At 44.8% G+C, this 18,433-nt stretch carries 18 protein-coding genes and 2 tRNA genes; 10 read left to right on the plus strand and 10 right to left on the minus strand.

Annotation, left to right across the window (positions count from 1 at the left end):
• Positions 1–35 precede the first annotated feature (35 nt).
• The 3 genes from ACYX4N_RS14570 to ACYX4N_RS14580 all read left to right on the plus strand — a co-directional run bounded on the left by ACYX4N_RS14570 (position 36) and on the right by ACYX4N_RS14580 (position 2,196).
• Positions 36–111: transfer RNA gene (locus ACYX4N_RS14570), tRNA-Val, on the plus strand.
• Positions 112–147: 36 nt separating this feature from the next.
• Positions 148–223: transfer RNA gene (locus tag ACYX4N_RS14575), tRNA-Val, on the plus strand.
• 350 nt (positions 224–573) lie between these two features.
• On the plus strand, positions 574–2,196 hold the full coding sequence (locus ACYX4N_RS14580) for a response regulator (RefSeq protein ID WP_476054529.1): 1,623 nt from the start codon (positions 574–576) through the stop codon (positions 2,194–2,196).
• A 38-nt stretch (positions 2,197–2,234) separates the two neighbouring features.
• Here ACYX4N_RS14580 and ACYX4N_RS14585 read toward each other — a convergent pair whose 3' ends face one another.
• Together ACYX4N_RS14585 and moaA are read right to left on the minus strand one after the other, a co-directional pair.
• A complete protein-coding gene (locus ACYX4N_RS14585) occupies positions 2,235–2,762 on the minus strand; it encodes a GNAT family N-acetyltransferase (protein WP_476054530.1) in 528 nt (175 codons plus the stop codon).
• A 125-nt stretch (positions 2,763–2,887) separates the two neighbouring features.
• A complete protein-coding gene (gene moaA, locus ACYX4N_RS14590; RefSeq protein WP_476054531.1) occupies positions 2,888–3,856 on the minus strand; it encodes a GTP 3',8-cyclase MoaA in 969 nt (322 codons plus the stop codon).
• Between the two features lie 323 nt (positions 3,857–4,179).
• On the opposite strand from moaA, the gene ACYX4N_RS14595 reads away from it, so the two are divergent.
• The 3 genes from ACYX4N_RS14595 to ACYX4N_RS14605 all read left to right on the plus strand — a co-directional run bounded on the left by ACYX4N_RS14595 (position 4,180) and on the right by ACYX4N_RS14605 (position 6,774).
• The gene (locus tag ACYX4N_RS14595; protein WP_476054532.1) at positions 4,180–5,991 is read left to right on the plus strand and encodes an ABCB family ABC transporter ATP-binding protein/permease; all 1,812 of its coding nucleotides are present in this window, start codon (positions 4,180–4,182) and stop codon (positions 5,989–5,991) included.
• 3 nt (positions 5,992–5,994) lie between these two features.
• Positions 5,995–6,210: a DUF3820 family protein gene (locus tag ACYX4N_RS14600; RefSeq protein ID WP_025254677.1), complete on the plus strand. Its 216-nt coding sequence runs from the start codon at positions 5,995–5,997 to the stop codon at positions 6,208–6,210.
• Positions 6,211–6,456: 246 nt separating this feature from the next.
• Complete coding sequence (locus ACYX4N_RS14605; RefSeq protein ID WP_476054533.1) at positions 6,457–6,774, plus strand: hypothetical protein; 318 nt, start codon at positions 6,457–6,459, stop codon at positions 6,772–6,774.
• Positions 6,775–6,830: 56 nt separating this feature from the next.
• On the opposite strand, the gene ACYX4N_RS14610 is transcribed toward ACYX4N_RS14605, so the two are convergent.
• The 4 genes from ACYX4N_RS14610 to ACYX4N_RS14625 form a co-directional block, all read right to left on the minus strand.
• Positions 6,831–8,174: a class II 3-deoxy-7-phosphoheptulonate synthase gene (locus ACYX4N_RS14610; protein WP_474807783.1), complete on the minus strand. Its 1,344-nt coding sequence runs from the start codon at positions 8,172–8,174 to the stop codon at positions 6,831–6,833.
• A 176-nt stretch (positions 8,175–8,350) separates the two neighbouring features.
• Positions 8,351–9,112, minus strand: a complete 762-nt coding sequence (locus ACYX4N_RS14615; RefSeq protein ID WP_476056453.1) for an ATP-binding cassette domain-containing protein — start codon at positions 9,110–9,112, stop codon at positions 8,351–8,353.
• Between the two features lie 142 nt (positions 9,113–9,254).
• Entirely contained in the window at positions 9,255–10,202 is a 948-nt protein-coding gene (locus ACYX4N_RS14620; protein WP_476056454.1) for a FecCD family ABC transporter permease, read from the minus strand.
• 126 nt (positions 10,203–10,328) lie between these two features.
• Positions 10,329–10,805 carry a low molecular weight protein-tyrosine-phosphatase gene (locus ACYX4N_RS14625; protein WP_476054534.1) on the minus strand — a complete coding sequence of 159 codons (477 nt, stop codon included), beginning with the start codon at positions 10,803–10,805 and terminating at the stop codon, positions 10,329–10,331.
• 93 nt (positions 10,806–10,898) lie between these two features.
• Between ACYX4N_RS14625 and pepE the strand changes: the two genes are divergently transcribed.
• Positions 10,899–11,621 (plus strand): dipeptidase PepE, encoded by a 723-nt coding sequence (gene pepE, locus ACYX4N_RS14630; RefSeq protein WP_474854436.1) that lies wholly within the window; start codon positions 10,899–10,901, stop codon positions 11,619–11,621.
• Here pepE and bioD read toward each other — a convergent pair.
• Genes bioD through bioB form a run of 4 tightly spaced genes read right to left on the minus strand, consistent with a single transcriptional unit; the run spans position 11,592 to position 15,872 of the window.
• A complete protein-coding gene (gene bioD / locus ACYX4N_RS14635; RefSeq protein WP_476054535.1) occupies positions 11,592–12,353 on the minus strand; it encodes a dethiobiotin synthase in 762 nt (253 codons plus the stop codon). The two genes, pepE and bioD, sit on opposite strands and share 30 nt — an antisense overlap.
• On the minus strand, positions 12,350–13,303 hold the full coding sequence (locus tag ACYX4N_RS14640; protein WP_476054536.1) for a methyltransferase domain-containing protein: 954 nt from the start codon (positions 13,301–13,303) through the stop codon (positions 12,350–12,352). Before ACYX4N_RS14640 ends, bioD begins: the two co-directional genes overlap by 4 nt.
• A gap of 56 nt (positions 13,304–13,359) precedes the next feature.
• Entirely contained in the window at positions 13,360–14,748 is a 1,389-nt protein-coding gene (locus tag ACYX4N_RS14645; protein WP_476054537.1) for an aminotransferase class I/II-fold pyridoxal phosphate-dependent enzyme, read from the minus strand.
• Positions 14,748–15,872, minus strand: a complete 1,125-nt coding sequence (gene bioB / locus ACYX4N_RS14650) for a biotin synthase BioB (protein WP_476054538.1) — start codon at positions 15,870–15,872, stop codon at positions 14,748–14,750. Before bioB ends, ACYX4N_RS14645 begins: the two co-directional genes overlap by 1 nt.
• A 98-nt stretch (positions 15,873–15,970) precedes the next feature.
• Here bioB and bioA point away from each other — a divergent pair, with 98 nt between their 5' ends.
• The 3 genes from bioA to ACYX4N_RS14665 all read left to right on the plus strand — a co-directional run bounded on the left by bioA (position 15,971) and on the right by ACYX4N_RS14665 (position 18,181).
• Positions 15,971–17,236 (plus strand): adenosylmethionine--8-amino-7-oxononanoate transaminase, encoded by a 1,266-nt coding sequence (gene bioA / locus ACYX4N_RS14655; RefSeq protein WP_476054539.1) that lies wholly within the window; start codon positions 15,971–15,973, stop codon positions 17,234–17,236.
• Between the two features lie 164 nt (positions 17,237–17,400).
• Entirely contained in the window at positions 17,401–17,922 is a 522-nt protein-coding gene (locus ACYX4N_RS14660; RefSeq protein ID WP_476054540.1) for a DUF2937 family protein, read from the plus strand.
• A gap of 40 nt (positions 17,923–17,962) precedes the next feature.
• Positions 17,963–18,181 (plus strand): hypothetical protein, encoded by a 219-nt coding sequence (locus ACYX4N_RS14665; protein ID WP_476054541.1) that lies wholly within the window; start codon positions 17,963–17,965, stop codon positions 18,179–18,181.
• The last annotated feature ends 252 nt before the right edge of the window (positions 18,182–18,433 follow it).

Genomic DNA, 18,433 nt, shown 5'->3' on the forward strand with positions numbered 1-18,433 from the left:
TTCCTCACAGTGGCTAAACAGTGAAATCAAAATACGGACGCTTAGCTCAGTTGGGAGAGCATCGCCCTTACAAGGCGAGGGTCACTGGTTCAAGCCCAGTAGCGTCCACCACTTTCTCACAGTGGCTAAATAGTGAAATCAAAATATGGACGCTTAGCTCAGTTGGGAGAGCATCGCCCTTACAAGGCGAGGGTCACTGGTTCAAGCCCAGTAGCGTCCACCATCTTCTTTAAGTATTCTTAAAATTCAACGAATTCACATCTTATAATGTAATACTATCATTTTATCTTCACCTAGATAGTGCAAAAGCAATTCACATTCTAAACAAAATCAATCACTTGTAAAAAACTACTTCAGCAATGCTGTCACTTACACTTACCACTTAGCTCTGCCAAATATTGCACCTTCCAAAATCGTACCAATCACTTAACCACCCTATTCACAACGAAATTCCTGCTGTCTATATTCACTACGAATTACCTTAACTGTGCGATAGTCTCACTGACGAGCTATACTTTAAAAATAATTATCGTGGTATGGTGAGTTCCATAACGTCCTAAAGGCTACCCTTTAATGAAGCTACACTTAGCTAGAAATACTAAGTTGTTAATTGCCGAAGATCAGGTGCTGGCAAAAAGCCATATGCACTATGCCCTTGAGCAGCTAGGTTTTAGGAATATGGACTATGTTGATAGGCCCTCTCATGCTCTGTCAGCGCTACAAGAACACACCTATGACGCCATCATTTGCTCGTATAACTTACGTTCAGAACAAGGCGGGTACTTTTTACTAGAGCAACTCAATGAGTCTCACTCACTGCCGCTCACCAGCGCATTTATCTTCACTAGCGCAGACACATCAGCAGAAGTCGTCCACGCAATTATCGAACTGCAACCAGATGAATTCATTGCTAAGCCGTTTTCCGTTAACGAATTAGACCGTCGGCTTTCGCGCGTTCTAGCAAGGAAAAAGGCTCTTGAAAATGTTTACTCATTCATGGACAAACAGAACTATGAAAAGGCACTCGCCGAAATCGAGCATTTCTTGTTACAACCCGAGCATGCCGAACACTTTCCTCTAGCAATGAAGATTAAAGGTGATTTGTTTATTATCACAGAGAGATTCCAGGAAGCTTTGGCCTTCTTTGAGTCGATAATAAACATCCAAGATTTTAGCTGGGCTCAAATGGGAATTGCGAAAAGCCTTTTGGCACTCAATGAGCTTGATGATGCAGAAAGAGAAATCATCCAACTGGCGATGCGCCCTGATGCTGCATTAGACGCATACGACTTACTCGCCAAACTACAAATTAAACAGGCAGCGTTTGATGATGCGCTAGAGTGCACAGCGCTAGCATGCAATATTTCTCCTCAGAATATCCCTCGGCATCAGAGAGCGATAAACCTCGCTCGTATCACACACGATTACGAAAGCCAGTTTAACAGTGCGAAGAAAGTAGTACGCTATGCGAAAAACTCTATCTACGATAAACCAGATATTTATCTAACTGCAGCAAGAGCCGGTGTTGATTTCGCAATGACGTCTGAGCCTGAACACGTAAACAGCATTGTTAAACAAACTAATGAATATTTACGTCAGCTGAAAAAAGCCCACCCAAAAGCAGCGGTAAATGACGAATTAACAGTGATCGATGCCCGACTTCACTATCTAAAAGATGACACGGTGAAAGCACAGATGCTACTGTCAGACTTTCACACAGACCACGCTCAACATCACTCCACAGAAGCATTACTCGATAGAGCCAAAGCGTTGCATGAGGTTGGACTTAAAAAAGAGTCTATTGCAATCTTAGATGCGATTTCATCAAGGCAGGAAGAAAGCGCTGATGAATTAAACCTAATGGCGACGTATTTAAAGCAGGAAAAAGAAGAAAAAGAAGCAATTACATTAAGCCCTAAAACACTCAACAACTCAGCTGTCGCCCAGTATAAACGAGGTAATTTGGAGCAATCTTATACCACCTTCGCTCAGGCGTTTCGTGTTATGCCTAAAAACCCCTCAATTGCACTGAACTATCTTCAAGCCATTATTAGAGCGAGAAAAGCAAACGCGCCTATGCTTCCTGACACAGTAGCTGCAATTAACAAATGCAGAGAGACTCTTGAAACAACAGCCCTATCTGAAGACCAACAGGCACGCTACCAGAGCGTGAAGAACATATTGAAGAACAAGTGATTTTACCAATACGTTCTTTAATTTAATAACGCACTATACTAGTTTGAATATACTACCACTGTTTCATGATACAGTTTGTCTTTGTATTCAAGCTCATGACTGAATGTCATGCCTAGCTTTTTCATGATATTGATAGACGCACTGTTTTCAGGGTTAGCAATTGCCGAAAACTTTTCTACACCAATATCATACAAGGCGCTTTTTATTGCTTGAGCAGCCTCGGTGGCGTACCCCTTGCCCCAGGTCTGACGTTTAAAGCGCCAGCCTAATTCCATATTGTCACTTTCAGGATGTTGGGTAAAAAAGCCAAAAGGACGAACCAAAATCCACCCTATACTTTCTTTTTCAGCTAGCGTCTCTACGCGCCAGAGCCCCCACCCCAAAGCAGGGTTGGAATAAGCTTGGAAGCGAGGAACAAAAATATCGCGAATGTCTTCTTTAGAGGATTTTTTACCACCATTGATATACTTCATGACAAGCTCGTCTTGGTCGAGCTCCCATAAAAAATCGGCGTCTTTATCGGTGATATAGTGGTAGGAGAGACGCGCACTGTCCTTGATATGCATATACTTCCTTTATCATTATTATTTTTAATATACTTTCATCGCTGAATATAGCTTATTCTTACAACAAACCAAACTTATTCGATGCTTTTAATTTTGCCTACATTTTCCCTTAATGTAGGAATTTTCTAGCCTCCTAGCATAGCCAGATGCTTTGTGGCCCCTGTTTTTCCTTCATGTAGATAATGGGTTTCGTGCTTTTGTCCCAGTACATCTTGTAGGAAAGCCACCACTTCATCTACATTACCATTTGCAAGGAGATGCCTCATATCTATACCGTTTTCACTGAACAAGCACAGATGTAACTTACCTGGCGCGGAGACACGAAGACGATTGCAAGTTTTACAAAAGTCCTTGCTGTACGGCATAATCAAACCAATCTTGCCCGCATAGTCTGGGTGATAGAACTCTTGCGCTGGTCCAGCATCCTTCCTACGCAATAACGGCTGCCACCCCATATCTAACAGGGTAGTTTTTAATGGTGAACCGCTTTGATGTTGTTTATTGAAAAATTGGTTTAAATCGCCCGTTTCCATTAACTCGATAAAACGGAGCGTCACCGGCATATCTTTAAGCCAAGCAAGGAATCGATGTAGACGGCTATCAGAAAAGTCGTTAAGTAAAACAGAGTTAACTTTTACATCAAGGTCAGCATCAATGGCTGCATCCAACCCTCGCAGTACAGCTTTTAGCTTGTCCTGCCCTGTTATAGCGGCGAATTGCCGTGGGTCTAAACTGTCGATACTGACGTTTACTTGATCTAAGCCTGCATCTTTCCACTGGTGGGCAAATTTTTCCATTCGCGCACCGTGTGTCGTCATCGCAACACGCTCTATACCCGGGGTATTACTGGTTAGTTGTAAGATATCAAGAAAGTCTCTTCGCAGCGTTGGCTCACCACCTGTTAGACGCACTTTTGAAGTACCTAGCTGAGCAAACGCTTTTAGCAAGGTATCAATTTCACTTATTGTCATAAACTGATCGCTCGACGGGCCTTCGTACCCATCTGGCAAACAGTACTGACAGCGAAAGTTGCACGCTTCGGTCACTGACAAACGTAAATAGTGAAACTGTCTACCGAAACTATCTTCTAACAAACTAACTCCTTAATCCTTTGCTGCTTTATAAATCGCTACAGCAATTTTTAGACGTTACAAAACCCAGTAAATCATTGAGTAAATAACAAGGTAACTAAATTAAACTACCCTAGTGTACGCGGGGTGAAATTAAAATTAAACACATTCGTTGCTATAAATAAGACCATTTTAATCTCTAGCCTATTTCAAAACGTATCACAAAAGGCGAGAATAATAATATATGGGCAAGCTTGTTCAATTCCTAATAAAAGGTTTACGCCAAATTATTTTCTAAACCTTCCCGCTCTTAGTACAGTAAACCAAACAATAAAGCACACTATAAAATGAGAAAAAACCGTTTTCCTACCAATGTCGACGAACCTGTTAAATGGCACGTTCTCTCACAGCTTTGGCCTTATCTTCTCGAGTTTAAGCAACGCGTATTTTTAGCGCTGCTGTGCCTAGTAGCAGCGAAGCTTGCCAGTATTGGCCTGCCCTACGTGCTGAAGTACACCGTTGATAGCTTAAATGGCGATTTAACCACGCTAGCTTTGGCGGTTCCTATTAGCTTAATCGTTGCCTATGGAACGCTGCGCTTACTGAATGTTTTACTCGGCGAAGTGCGAGATACGCTATTTGGTCGCGTTACTGAGCGTGCCATGCGCCGTCTAGGGCTTAAGGTTTTCAAGCATCTACACAATCTAGACTTAGGCTTTCATCTGAATCGACGCACAGGCGGATTGTCCCGAGATATCGAGCGCGGCACCAATGGCGTCAGCTTTTTAATGCGCTTTATGGTGTTTAATATTGTCCCTACTCTATTAGAAATCGCCCTTGTAGTTGGATTGCTTCTATTCCAGTTCGGCGTGTCTTTCGCGCTGATTATTGTGCTCAGCGTTGTGGCCTATATTGGTTTTTCGATGAAAGCGACAGATTGGCGCACACGCTTTGTCACACAAATGAATGAAGCAGACTCAACCACTAACTCAAGGGCGGTAGACAGCCTGCTTAACTTTGAGACTGTAAAATATTTCAATAACGAATCCTTTGAGGCCAATCGCTACGACACAGACTTAGCAGCATGGGAAAAAGCGCGACGGAAGAACCGCTTATCGCTATTTGCATTAAACGGTGGACAAGCCGCCATCATTGCCATTGCCATGACTTCAATGATGGCAAACGCTGCCTTTGGGGTTATGAATGGCGAAATGACCATTGGCGACTTTGTACTTATCAACGCCTTCACTATGCAGATTTTTATGCCCTTGAACTTTTTGGGTTTTGTATACCGTGAAATTCGTGGCAGCCTTGCCAATATCGATAAGTTATTCGACCTTCTATCCCAAGCTCCAGCTATCAAAGATGCAGACAACGCCACCGAATTAACCTGTTCCAACCCGGCACTACGCTTTGATAATGTGCATTTCGCCTATAACGAAAATAGGAAAATATTAAACGGGTTGAGCTTTGACGTCCCGCCTGGCGCCAAGGTAGCCGTGGTAGGTGAAAGCGGCGCGGGAAAATCTACGCTAATGAAGTTGCTTTTCCGTTTTTACGACCCTCAACAGGGCAGCATTACTATAGACGGAAATAATATTGCCTCGCTTACGCAACAAAGTCTGCGCTCACATATCGGTATAGTCCCCCAGGATACGGTACTGTTTAACACCACGTTGCTAGAAAATATTCGCTACGGTAACCCCGATGCCAGCGATGAAGATATTAAACAAGTGATTAAGCTTGCACACCTTAAAACCTTTGTAGAAAGTCTGCCTGATAAGCTAGAAACAACCGTAGGTGAGCGAGGACTAAAGCTTTCTGGCGGCGAAAAGCAGCGCGTATCTATCGCACGAGCCTTACTTAAAGGTGCGCCCATTATGATCTTTGACGAGGCCACCAGCTCATTAGACAGCACGTCAGAAAGGGCAATTTTGTCAGCCCTTCGCGATGCAGCCAAGGGACATACTAGCTTGGTGATAGCCCATAGACTGTCCACTATTGTCGATGCCGATAAGATCCTCGTACTTAAAAACGGTACTATAGTAGAGGAAGGGACACACACTTACTTGCTGGAACAAGGCGGTGAATACGCAACCCTATGGCAAGCTCAACAGCGTGAAGATGAAGATACAGATAAAGATGTAGAAGGTAGTTAATAGATGGACCCAACGCTTATAAAAGCCGCCATTAATCAAGTAATGCCGTTCGGAAAATATGCTGGAAGACGCCTTTTTCATTTGCCAGAGCCTTATTTGGTTTGGTTTCACAAACAGGGCTTCCCTGAAAACAAGTTAGGTGAGCAGCTCGCTTTAATGTATGAAATAAAGTTAAACGGCTTAGAGTCTGTAGTAGAGCCCCTTTTAGATGATGACTAGCAACTGCCTTATGACGATAACTGCTTTATAACGAGCATTGCCTTATTGCCTAAGTTTTTATGCAGATCGCCTACTTACATCGATGGTGATAACAATCTTAAGTTCTGTTACTCCCTGCCTTTGTGGTTGGTTCACCCGCTTACATAAGACAAGAAGTAAGATAAAAAACGCTATAAACAGATAGCTCAACGCCCTATTTTTACTTAAAACTCTGGTGTTAGACACACCAAAACAGCAAGAAGATTTATGTTTGTAAGACCCAGAAAACAACGTCGAAGTGACGTAAACGAACGCATCAAAAAAATTCACAGCGCCATAGCTGAAAAATTGATATCGCACCCCGAGCTTTTTGAGCAAGCCGAACACACTTTAGAAACCCGATATCAAAACAAAATGATGCGTTATGGTAGCTACCTGCTATGGAAGGGTATTATAGAAGCACGCAATGAACCCGATGTATTTAAAGCGTTATTGTTAGCCGATGACGAACGCACCGCTAATTTAAGAAGAGAAACCATCTTCACCGGAATTTTAAGTGAAGAAGAAAGAGAACAGCTGCTATAAAAAACGGGCAGCGTTCGCTTCGCTGCCCGTTTATAAGTCTTACTGCGGTTAACGCATTACGCATTACGCAAATGATCAGCTACCAAGAATGCCATTTCAAGCACTTGGTCTGCATTTAAGCGCGGATCGCACTGGGTTTTATAAGCCTGGGCTAAATCATCATCGCTAATTTGATAAGCACCACCCGTACATTCCGTTACGTGCTGACCGGTCATTTCAAGGTGAATACCACCAGCGTGAGTACCTTCTGCTTCATGCGCTTGGAAGAACTGTTTAATTTCTTTCAAAATTGCATCGAAGTTACGGGTTTTATAGCCGCTAGACGCCGAGAATGTGTTGCCGTGCATCGGGTCAGAACTCCACACGACATGTCTGCCTTCCGCTTTTACTTTGCGCAGTAGTCGTGGCAGGTTGTCAGCTAAGTTATCAGCTCCCATGCGAGTAATAAGCGTTAATCGACCCGGATCGTTTAGCGGGTTAAGCGCATCAATTAAACGAATAAGCTCGTCTTCCTGCATGCTCGGCCCCACTTTCACACCAATTGGGTTGTGAATGCCTCGGAAAAACTCCACGTGCGCATGATCAAGTTGACGAGTACGTTCACCAATCCACACCATATGCGCGGAACAGTCGTAAGGCTTGCCGGTAAGGGTATCGATACGCGTAAGCGCCTGTTCGTAGTTTAATAGCAAGGCTTCGTGCGACGTAAACAGCGAGGTTTCATGTAGCGTAGAGCTAGTTTGTGCGTTAATGCCAATAACATCCATAAACTCAAGGGTGTCTTGAATACGGTTGGCCATATCAGAGTAACGCTCTTTAAGCGGGCTGTTTTCAACAAACGCCATGTTCCAACGGTTCACTTCGTGAAGGTCGGCCAAACCACCTTGCGCAAATGCGCGAAGAAGGTTCAAGGTTGAAGCACTGCGGTGGTACGCTTCTAACAAGCGATCAGGGTCAGGTCGACGTGCTGCTTCAGTAAACTCAAAGTTATTAATAATATCGCCGCGATAGCTTGGCAAGGTCACGTCACCACGGGTTTCAAAATCTGATGAACGCGGCTTAGCATACTGCCCAGCCATACGTGCAACCTTAGTCACCGGGCAGCGACCGGCAAAGGTAAGCACAATCGCCATTTGAAGGATAACTTTAAAGGTATCGCGAATTTTAGGTGCGTTAAACTCGTCAAACGACTCAGCGCAGTCGCCGCCTTGTAAAAGAAAGCCTTTACCCAGGCTCACTTCACCTAGCTGACGTCTAAGTTCACGGGCTTCAGCAGCGAACACGAGTGGAGGATAAGAACTTAGTGTTTGCTCTACTTCATTTAAACGTACTTTGTCGTCGTACTCTGGTTGCTGAAGAATAGGTTTATTTCTCCAACTGTCTACTTGCCAATTACTCAACGGTGTTCTCCTGAATAAAAAACGTAGGGCAAACGTTTTACTGAAAATAGTTATTGAAACTTAATGCTTCGAATAGTAAGACTGTAGCGCGCTTCACAGTATGCCTGTAACGCATTTTTATAATCAGCCTAATGTGAAAATATGAATCTAAAAAATGTGGTGACACTTTACCACATTTAATCTAAGGAAATAGGTGCGCAAACTTGAATTTCTAGAAAGTTATCGTGCTTGCTTATAGCAAAATGGCATTCAAATACCTTCTCAAGGTTTGCCTGAGTTGCTACATCTTTAGGCTCACCCAATGCGACCATACGACCTTCGTGCATTAACCATAGACTATTGCAGTAGTTAGCGCTAAGCGTGATATCGTGAGACGTCATTAGTATGGTGTTACCTTTATTGCAAAGGAATTTTACTAAACTAGCCAGCGCATATTGGTGCCTTATATCAAGTCCTTGCAATGGCTCATCTAAAAACGCTAACCCCTCTCCCCGCTCTAACTGGGGCCAAATTTGTAAGAGCGCTCGACAAATTTCTACGCGCTGGCGTTCTCCGCCAGAAAGCTGGGTAAGGATTTTGTTTAAGAATCCCGACACTTCAAGGGCTTTTTCTAAAACCGAAGGAATTAGTTCACCTTGCTGTGCTGTTGCGTAAAAGCTTAAATATTCCTTCACCGACAAGTGAAAACCATTTTCACTTTGCTGAGCTAACAAAGTACGTACGCTAGCAAGCGTGGCAAGAGACCAACTCCCCATTGGCTTGCCATGCAGTATTACTTTACCTTCATCAGCGTCAATCAGTCCTGCTAGTGTAAGTAGCAGCGTTGACTTCCCTGCCCCGTTTGGCCCTATGATATGGATACATTCGCCCTTTTTCGCGCTTAAGTCTTCCACCCATAGCCGTGACCCAATGCGCACATTTTGCAGGCTTAAAATCATTGAGGCATCCGAAACGCTTTCGCGACTTTTGATGCAAGGCGCTCTGTTGTAGCTGACTGCATGACGTTCACCAGTGCTTTGCTCTTCATTACGATAAGAATCAGGTTGCTTTTGCGTAAAAGGATTCGGGGACGTCATTTCATCAGCCTTTGAACTGGCCTTTTGCCAGCGCCCAAATAAGTAACGGGCCACCTAACGTTGCTGTAACCATAGAGACAGGAAGTGTAATAGCGCGAGTCATTTCAGAGCATAGCGCTACCAACATTAAAAGGCTTGCACCGCTTAACGCACTTAACGGCAATAAATAGCGATTGTTATGCCCGATGATCAAACGCAAAATATGAGGCACTAATAAGCCCACAAAAGCGATAGACCCGGCCATCGACACCGCCGTACCCACCGCGATAGCACAAACGATGAGGGCACGTTCGGTAAGTTTTTCCACATCCACACCGCTACTTTTTGCCGCAAGTTCTCCGGCGTATAGCTTGTTTAAATCACCCGCGTAAAAAAGCTGTAAACCTACAGCTATAACGATCAACGGGCCTCCAACCGATAAAATTAACCAGTTAGTTTGATATAAGCTGCCCATTAGCCAAAAAGTAAGGTTGCGAAGGGCATCAGCGTCGCTGAACATATAAAGCCAGGCAATAACAGCGCCACTGAGCGTCGATATGGCAATACCAGCAAGAATTACCGCAGTGGAGGAGCCTAGCAATTTTCTGGCTAAACGATAAATAACAAAAGTAGATAACAAGGCACCCACAAAGCACCCAAAAGGCAGTAAGTAATGCAGGTAGGCTGTAGCCCATTGCGGCGTTAACAGTAGCAATAGTGCGGCAACTAAACTCGCTCCGCTGGTGATACCTATGATTCCTGGGTCGGCTAGCGGGTTTCGAAGTACCACCTGTAAGGTTGCGCCACTTACGGAAAGCGCCGCCCCTACTAAGCATGCGGTAAGTATAAGCGGTATTTGAAGCTGAACGATAATATGCTGCTTTAAGTCAGCAGCCGTGTTAGCAAACCCTGTCACGCCAATGACACCCACCACGCCAACGGCTAACAAACAAAGTAGCGTTATTACAACCAAAGAAAGGGCTGGGCGTTTAGTTTCAATGGTTTTCAAAATCGGCTCTCAAAATCGGTTCTTAATATGCGTTCTAGATTTGGTTCGCAATGCCGCTTCTCAGTTATGGCTTGTGGATAAAGCTTCTGATTATAGTTGTTGGGTTTGCTTAATGTGCGCAATCAAACCGTCCGATGCTTCTTCAATTAAATCTAACACCAACTCAAAGCCGCGCTTCCCTCCGTAGTATGGGTCAGGCACTTCTTTGTCTTCTACATTTGCAAAGTCCAGAAATAGCTTAATTTTTTCCTGGTACTGGCTTGGCGACATACCATGCAAATTTGCAAGGTTGCTATTATCCATAGCTAAAATATAGTCGAAGCGCTCAAAGTCACTGTCATCAACACGACGACATTTAAGCCCCTTAAAGCTGTAACCTCGCTCTACCCCAGCCGCCTGTGAACGCTTATCTGCAGGTTTCCCGATGTGGTAACCATGGGTCCCCGCAGAATCAATTTCAATATTTAACCCGGCTTGTGCAGCTTTGTGCTTGAACACGGCTTCTGCTGTTGGAGAGCGGCAAATATTGCCCAAACACACGAACAACACCGATGTAGATTGTTTCATTCAAAATCCTATTTAAACGCAGTGACGGAGCGCGACTAAACTTTGTGCCCAGTTTCGCGTATGATACGCCGTCAGAAAAATTGTGGAGTTAGTATGACCGCACATGTACTTATGCTAAGTAGCTCTCGTCAAGGCGACGAGGCTTACCTAGAGCACGCTAGAGAACTTATTTTTGCACACTTAGGCGAAATTCGCGACCTCCTATTTGTTCCTTACGCCGCTGTAACTCAAACGTACGACAGCTATGTAGATGCTGTTGCTACTGCCCTGCCAGAATGTAATGTTACTGGGTTACACACAGTAGAAGACCCCGTGGCCGCCGTAAACAATGCGAAGAAAAATGGCCAAGCTATTGTGGTAGGTGGAGGAAACACCTTTCACCTGCTTTCAACACTTTATGCGAACGCGCTTATTGTGCCAATAAAGCACGCCATCGCCGATTGCACGCCTTATATTGGATGGAGCGCGGGCTCGAATATCTGTGGCGAATCAATTAGAACCACTAATGACATGCCTATTATTGAGCCGCCTAGTTTTGATGCGCTTGATATCGTGCCGTTTCAGTTGAACCCGCACTACACCGATTATCAGCCTCCTGGCCATAATGGTGAAACCCGCGATCAGCGATTGGCCGAGTTTACAACGCTAAACCCAACCACGCCGGTAGTGGCTATCCGTGAAGGCACGGCGTTACGCCTTTGTGATAACCAACTTACTTTAGTCGGTGAAAAAGACGGCTTCATCTTTTTAGGTGAAGAAAAAAAGCCAATTAATTCAGGTGATGATTTAACTTATTTGCTTGATAGCGGCGAATAGCGCCTCTTCATCAGGCTCACGCTGGTAGGGAATTTCTGCCAGCAGCGGCTCGGGTAACATGGCTTTTAGAGAATGCAGGTTTTCCTGGTATCGCGTCATGTTACCTGTGATGTCGTTGGCTACCCACCCTTTGATTTTTAGCCCATCTGCGCGTATCGCTTCTGCGGTTAATAGCGCATGGTTTAAGCAGCCTAGACGCATACCCACAACGAAAATTACGTCCATGTTGAGCGTTTTCACAACATCGGATAGATAATACGTAGGCGTATACTCATCGCCCACGATTAAGGGTAATCGCCACCCTCCTGCACCTTCCATCAACAGTAGATCTGGCTGATAAGCTTGCAGTTTATCAAGGCCTTGCGCAATTTTTTCAAAGCTTAACGCCACGCCTTCTTCAAGTGCAGCAATATGTGGCGCAATGGGCGGCCTTAATGCGATAGGGTTTATTTGATGTAAAGGAAGTGTCTGTCCATTTTCTTCGCTTGCGCTTTTTAGCTCGCTATTATCTATAGCTTTAATGGCTTTGTTTTCGCGTATTTTGGAGCATGCTTTTTGTATATTTAGCGCATCATCGTTAACCCACTCACCGTTAACCTGCTCACAACCAGCTGCAATAGGTTTATAGCCGATGCCGGTAAGCGATGCTTTTTGCGCTGCTTTTAGTAATTGGCAAGTGACATAGGTTTTCCCGACCTCTGTGTCGGTACCGGTAACGAAATACTGCTTCATCGTTTTTCCAATCTAAAATGACTCACACGGTAGGTAAGCGGTAACTTACTTTCTACACCACTCATATTACTGTACGCCATGGCTAATTTTTTAATATCTCGACGGGTAAGCGGAGGTTGTTTTTGGCCAGTCTCACCCGCTCCTACACCTTTCACCGAGTGCAGTAGCGACATAATATCTTGGTGAGTATCAACATAGTCTTTGGTAATAACTCGTTGTAAGCGGAGCCCTGATTGCTTAAACCCGCTTTCCCACTGCGCGGTTGTCGGCAGATGAGTTTCGGCTTGCGAAAGCTGCGCCACTTTGCGGGCCGTTCTAAGTTCACTAAAAGAGCCCGACACCATAATAGCCAGCTCAGCGATACCATCCTGTTTAAGCACTCGCGAGATCTCGCTAGCAACAAGGCTTGTGTCGCTTGCCCACTGTAGCGCCATGGACGAAAACACCGTTGAAAACGTGTCTTCAGAGAAGGGTAAATCAACAGCACTACCTTCTACGAAAATGGGGTCAGAGTACTTTTTTCGTGCCTGCGCCAACATACCCTCAGCAATGTCTACACCAGTTGCAACAGCACCTTTTTTTGAAAGTGCCTGTGTATGAATGCCCGTTCCACAGCCTATATCGAGGGCCTCGCCCTGCAAAGCCTCTGGCAAGTTTGCTAACCCCTGCTCGGCAATATTACGCTGAATACACGCAATACTGTCGTACTTTACTGCCGCTTTTGAGAAACGGTGTGCGATGCTCTGTTCAGTAATTTCTTGTGCAGTAACCGCTTTGTTAGCTTTGCCGGTACCGTCGGCTGATTCGGCAACAGTGGAATTACAACACTCTGCTAAGAAAGCGTCTTCATTATTAGGAAGCACTTTTGCTGTATCACTTGCCGCATTACCTTCAAAAGGTTTCAAGGGCTCTGTCAATGACGCTGATTTCGCAGCTGGGCTTGCCGACATTTTTACATCTCTTTCTGGTTTGACGAACTTAGGGCGGTTACGGCATTCATCGTACTTTATGCTTCCCTTTTCGCAGAAGGCTCACTTAACCCATCGCGCGATAGTTCCTTCAAACCATTGAGCGACAATTCAAGCGCATCAATTAACACATCGATATCTTGAGTCGTATGATTTGCGGTTAAGGTTATACGCAGCCTGTCTTGATTTTTCGGTACGGTTGGTTGCCGGATAGCGGCTGCCCAAATCCCCCGTTGTTTTAAACCTTCACTTAATGCAACTGCATGCTCTGGGCTGCCGACAATAACGGGTTGAATAGCGCTTTGCGAGGCTCCTAAGGTGATAGTTCCTAAGGTGATAGCTCCCAAGGTGATATGGTCTGAATTATCGCTTTCCTTGTCCGCATTGAGTGTCTGTCCAAAACGTTTTTGGAACGCCTCTCTGAAATAGGAAATATTGTTAGTAAGCAATTCGCGACGAGCGGTATCACTAGCGATATGTGTGAGTGAGTATAAGGTCGCCACCGCTTGTGCTGGCGGCATGGCGGTGGAATACACATAGTGCTTAGAAAAATTCACTAGGTAGTCAATAAGGGGGTGGCTTCCGGCAATAAATGCGCCTGCTGTGCCTACCGCTTTGCCGAATGTTCCCATAACAACCGGAACCTGTTGCTGGCTTAAGTTTAGCGCTTCTACACTGCCAAAGCCGTTTGCACCCAAAACGCCCATACCATGTGCATCGTCTAACATAAACCATGCATTATATTTCGCAGCGATATCGGCTATATCTTTGCAAAGCGCGGCATCACCGTCCATGCTAAACACACCTTCACTGGCAATAAGAATATCTTGGTCGCTTGATTTTAAATTAGCGTCAGCATTAATTTCGCTATGCTCATCCGTAGCAAGCATAGGGGTACTGTAAACACCTGAAAGCATGCTTTCTAAATGATTGAGATCGTTATGCTTAAAGCGGCGAAGCCTAGCGCGCTCGGATACACATTGTGCCCCCTCTAAAAACGAAGCGTGCATGAGCTTGTCAGCAATAATGTGTCCAGGCGCCCCGCTACTGCCAGCATGAGAAATGTGAGGAAAAAGTGCCATACACAAAGCTTGGTTAGCTGCAAAGCCAGAGTTAAACAACAGTGCTGCTTCACGGTTTAAACCATCGGCAATGTAAGCTTCAAGCGCTAAATGAGCCTGTGTGTGCCCAGTTACCAAAGGCGATGCGCCGCTGCCCCCACCAAATTGCGCCAATCCTTCAACCCAACTTTGCAATACGCCTTCATGCTGGCGCATGCCTAAATAATCGTTGCTCGAAAAATTAAGGTAGTGCTCACCATTAATGCAAATAATGCTGTCTTTTTCGTATTGTTGGCAGTTGCGCTGGCGCAGCAAGCCTTGCTCAGCACGTGCGCCCAGCGAATCGTCTAACCAGTGAAAGGCCATTACGCCTCCGTTAATTGCTGTTTCTTTGGCGCTACCTTAGGCTTGGTTGCATCAATAAACAAGTCGTTACTGTCGTCGGCTTGTTCTTGCTGCTGGGCAATTTCTTCTTCCAAGACCTGTTGGTGTGCTTCGTCTGAGTAATCTCTTGTACGCTCAGTATTAATACCAAGCTTTTTGAACAGCATAACATCTTCATGGGTATCTGGATTTGACGTAGTTAACAGCTTGCAGCCATAGAAAATGGAATTCGCGCCTGCCATAAAACACAGCGCCTGCATTTGCTCATTCATGGCTTCGCGGCCTGCCGACAAGCGCACATGTGACTTGGGCATCATGATACGAGCAACAGCAATAGTGCGGATAAACTCGAAATAGTCCAAGTCTTCTACGCTATCGAGTGGTGTACCTTTAACTTTTACTAACATATTAATAGGCACACTTTGCGGCTGTTCGGGAAGGTTTGCTAGCTGCACCAGCATACTGGCGCGGTCGCTCACCGTTTCTCCCATGCCCACAATGCCACCTGAGCAAACGTTCATACCTGCAGCACGCACGTTCTCTAACGTATTCAATCGGTCTTGATAGGTACGTGTAGTAATAATATCGCCGTAGTATTCCGGTGAGGTATCTAAGTTGTGGTTATAGTAATCCAAGCCCGCTTGTTTTAGCGCGACTGCTTGATCACGTGTTAGCATACCCAGCGTCATGCAGGTTTCTAGCCCCAAACTTTTCACCTCTTCAACCATTTTCAGAATGTAAGGCATATCTCTGTCGCGGGGATTTCGCCATGCGGCTCCCATACAAAAACGGGTAGAACCCACTTGCTTCGCTTCTTTTGCGCGCTGGATAACCTTTTCAATTTCCAACAGGCGCTCTTTTTCAAGACCTGTATCATAACGGGCACTTTGTGGGCAGTACTTACAGTCTTCAGGACATGCACCAGTTTTAATCGACAAAAGCGTGCTAACCTGCACTTCGTTAGGATTAAAATGCTGTCTATGCACCACTTGGGCATCAAACAGTAAATCATTAAATGGCATGGCGAACAAAGCTTCGACTTCAGCTTTGGTCCAATCGTTTCGAATAGTTGTCGTTTGCGCAGAAGGCGCACTAGCCAGCGTCATTGACTGTCCTTTACTAATTATTATTGCTGGCTTAGTCTATGCCCCAATATCGAGTTGTCAACTCTGACCAATTCAAAACCCTTACTAATGGTTAATTTGTGAACAATATAGAATTTGATAAACAACACATTTGGCACCCCTATACCTCGGCGGTTAACCCCCTTCCCTGTTACGAAGTAGTTGGTGCAAAAGGCGCCGAGCTCACCTTGGCCACCGGTGAAGTATTAGTAGACGGCATGTCTAGCTGGTGGGCTGCTATTCACGGCTACAACCACCCCGTACTCAACGATGCAGCGCACAAGCAAATTGATGCTTTTTCTCACGTTATGTTTGGCGGTATCACCCACCAGCCAGCTGTGGATTTGTGTAAAACTTTACTCAGTATGGTTCCAGCTGGTTTAGAGAGAGTGTTTTTAGCTGACTCTGGTTCAGTGTCCGTTGAAGTGGCTATAAAAATGGCAATTCAGTATTGGGCATGCCAAGGGCGTACAGAAAAGTCACGTATTGTCGCACCGCGCAACGGTTATCATGGCGATACGTTCGCCGCTATGAGTGTGTGCGACCCAGTAAACGGCATGCACAGTTTGTTTGAGGGTGTATTAAGCAAACAAATTTTTGCGCCTGCGCCACAAACTCGCTTTGGTCAAACCTTTAGTGAAGACGATATTCTTCCGCTTGAAGAGATTTTCGAGAAACATCACCACACCATGGCGGCGTTAATTCTAGAGCCTATTGTTCAAGGTGCAGGTGGCATGCGTATTTACCATCCTGAATACTTAAAACGTTGTCGCCAACTGTGTGACTCCTATGATGTACTTTTAATTTGCGATGAGATTGCTACTGGATTTGGTCGTACAGGTAAGCTCTTCGCTTGTGAACATGCCGGTATCTCGCCTGATATTTTGTGCTTGGGCAAGGCGATTACTGGCGGCTATATGACGTTAGCCGCTACTTTGTGTACCGAAGATGTCGCGTTAGGGGTTTGCCAAGGTGAGCCTGGTGTTTTTATGCACGGCCCAACTTATATGGGTAACCCGTTAGCTTGCGCAGTGGCCAATGCTAGTTTATCTGTCATTAATGAAAACCATTGGCAGCAACAAATTCCCGCCATTGAGAAACAATTACAAACCGAGTTGGCAAAATGTGCAGACTTACCCCGCGTTGCTGATATAAGAGTGCTGGGCGCTATTGGGGTGGTTGAGACAGTAAACCCGGTCAATGTTGCCGAAATTCAGCGTCATTTCGTCGAAGAAGGCGTGTGGATAAGGCCCTTTGGTAAACTGGTATACATTATGCCTCCCTATATCATATCTTCCGAGCAATTAAGTAAGTTAACCCATGCGATTTATACAGCCTTGAAATAGCGTGAGAGGTTGTTACGCTTAGCACTTACTTTTTGTTACATGAGATGAGTTCAATGTCGAGAGCCCCTAGCGTTAAAAGGCTTCTATAAACGAATGTCAGAAGTCAACGATTAGGCGGGTCACTAATGAGTCGACAATACTGATTATTTTATAGCGAGTTTTTAATGGTAGTGCGTGTTCTTGATAAAGTGGTCTTTGCAGTTTTATTCATTATTACACTGCAGGTACCTATTTTAGCGAACCACTACCGCCAATATTTGAATGGCTACTATGACGCACTAAGAGATGAAGTATCCAGTTCCTCTGTACTCGCTAAACAGCATGGTTTTTCTTCTGTAGAGGCCATGCTCGACAGTTTACAGAAAAATAGCGAGCCGGTAGTGCGTGAAAATGCGTCAATGAAAGCGAGCCGCTTTGCCCAGATCACCACACTGGAGCAGGGTATGAGAAAACTTGAGCACGGCCACTATTTCGAAAAGCTGGTGTTTATGGCCTCACCTTCTCAGTACGGCACGCTAAATCGAGTACTCGACAATTTTAGTCCATCCGTACCGCTAACCCCCTCCTCAATCGTCTTTAGCCTTATTACCGCTATTTTGCTTAATTTATTAATTTGGACACCGCACTTTTGCTACTGCCAAGTTAAGAAAATCAAAGACAAGCCCAAACGCTATTCTTATAAATAGCGCGCCAATCAGAACTGCGGTTCTCGTAAAACGACCAAAGTTGAATAGGCACAGGAACAAACTTACTAAAGAAGCTTATTCAGCACTTTCTGAAGCAGACGGCTTTTCACAATTTTTCGATTGTGATGCTGAGGAAACCTTTGCTTCAGAAATAATGCCAATTCTCGATGAGTTTTTTATAAATGGCGACAGTCACCACGCCACCAGCCTAAGACTAGAACAGGTTCGACAAAAATATTTTCCTCCGAAGTTCCGATAATTTTTTCTGGGTTAACATCTCCTCTTAAATTCGGTTAAGAGAATAAAGCCCTTGTTTTAGCTCTCTGTCGAAATCTATTTATTCAGCATTTTGAAATTATAAAGATGCTTTGCTCATGTCTTTTAAGAGCACAGTTTAAGAGCTGAGACGGTATTTCCAAACTTACAAGCGCGCAGAAAAAGGATTCTCACCTTTTTATTGAACGTGGCATCAATAATGCAAACTTTAATTTAACGGGTTAGAAGCGAAATA

The organism is Alteromonas sp. ABH4_452 (assembly GCF_056311825.1).

Bases quoted from the DNA above. Each gene is read 5' to 3' on its own strand.
- ACYX4N_RS14580 (WP_476054529.1), top strand. From the start codon at position 574: ATGAAGCTACACTTAGCTAGAAATACTAAGTTGTTAATTGCCGAAGAT.
- ACYX4N_RS14585 (WP_476054530.1), bottom strand. From the start codon at position 2,762: ATGCATATCAAGGACAGTGCGCGTCTCTCCTACCACTATATCACCGAT.
- ACYX4N_RS14595 (WP_476054532.1), top strand. From the start codon at position 4,180: ATGAGAAAAAACCGTTTTCCTACCAATGTCGACGAACCTGTTAAATGG.
- ACYX4N_RS14600 (WP_025254677.1), top strand. From the start codon at position 5,995: ATGGACCCAACGCTTATAAAAGCCGCCATTAATCAAGTAATGCCGTTC.
- ACYX4N_RS14605 (WP_476054533.1), top strand. From the start codon at position 6,457: ATGTTTGTAAGACCCAGAAAACAACGTCGAAGTGACGTAAACGAACGC.
- ACYX4N_RS14615 (WP_476056453.1), bottom strand. From the start codon at position 9,112: ATGATTTTAAGCCTGCAAAATGTGCGCATTGGGTCACGGCTATGGGTG.
- ACYX4N_RS14625 (WP_476054534.1), bottom strand. From the start codon at position 10,805: ATGAAACAATCTACATCGGTGTTGTTCGTGTGTTTGGGCAATATTTGC.
- pepE (WP_474854436.1), top strand. From the start codon at position 10,899: ATGACCGCACATGTACTTATGCTAAGTAGCTCTCGTCAAGGCGACGAG.
- bioD (WP_476054535.1), bottom strand. From the start codon at position 12,353: ATGAAGCAGTATTTCGTTACCGGTACCGACACAGAGGTCGGGAAAACC.
- ACYX4N_RS14640 (WP_476054536.1), bottom strand. From the start codon at position 13,303: ATGTCGGCAAGCCCAGCTGCGAAATCAGCGTCATTGACAGAGCCCTTG.
- ACYX4N_RS14645 (WP_476054537.1), bottom strand. From the start codon at position 14,748: ATGGCCTTTCACTGGTTAGACGATTCGCTGGGCGCACGTGCTGAGCAA.
- bioB (WP_476054538.1), bottom strand. From the start codon at position 15,872: ATGACGCTGGCTAGTGCGCCTTCTGCGCAAACGACAACTATTCGAAAC.
- ACYX4N_RS14660 (WP_476054540.1), top strand. From the start codon at position 17,401: ATGGTAGTGCGTGTTCTTGATAAAGTGGTCTTTGCAGTTTTATTCATT.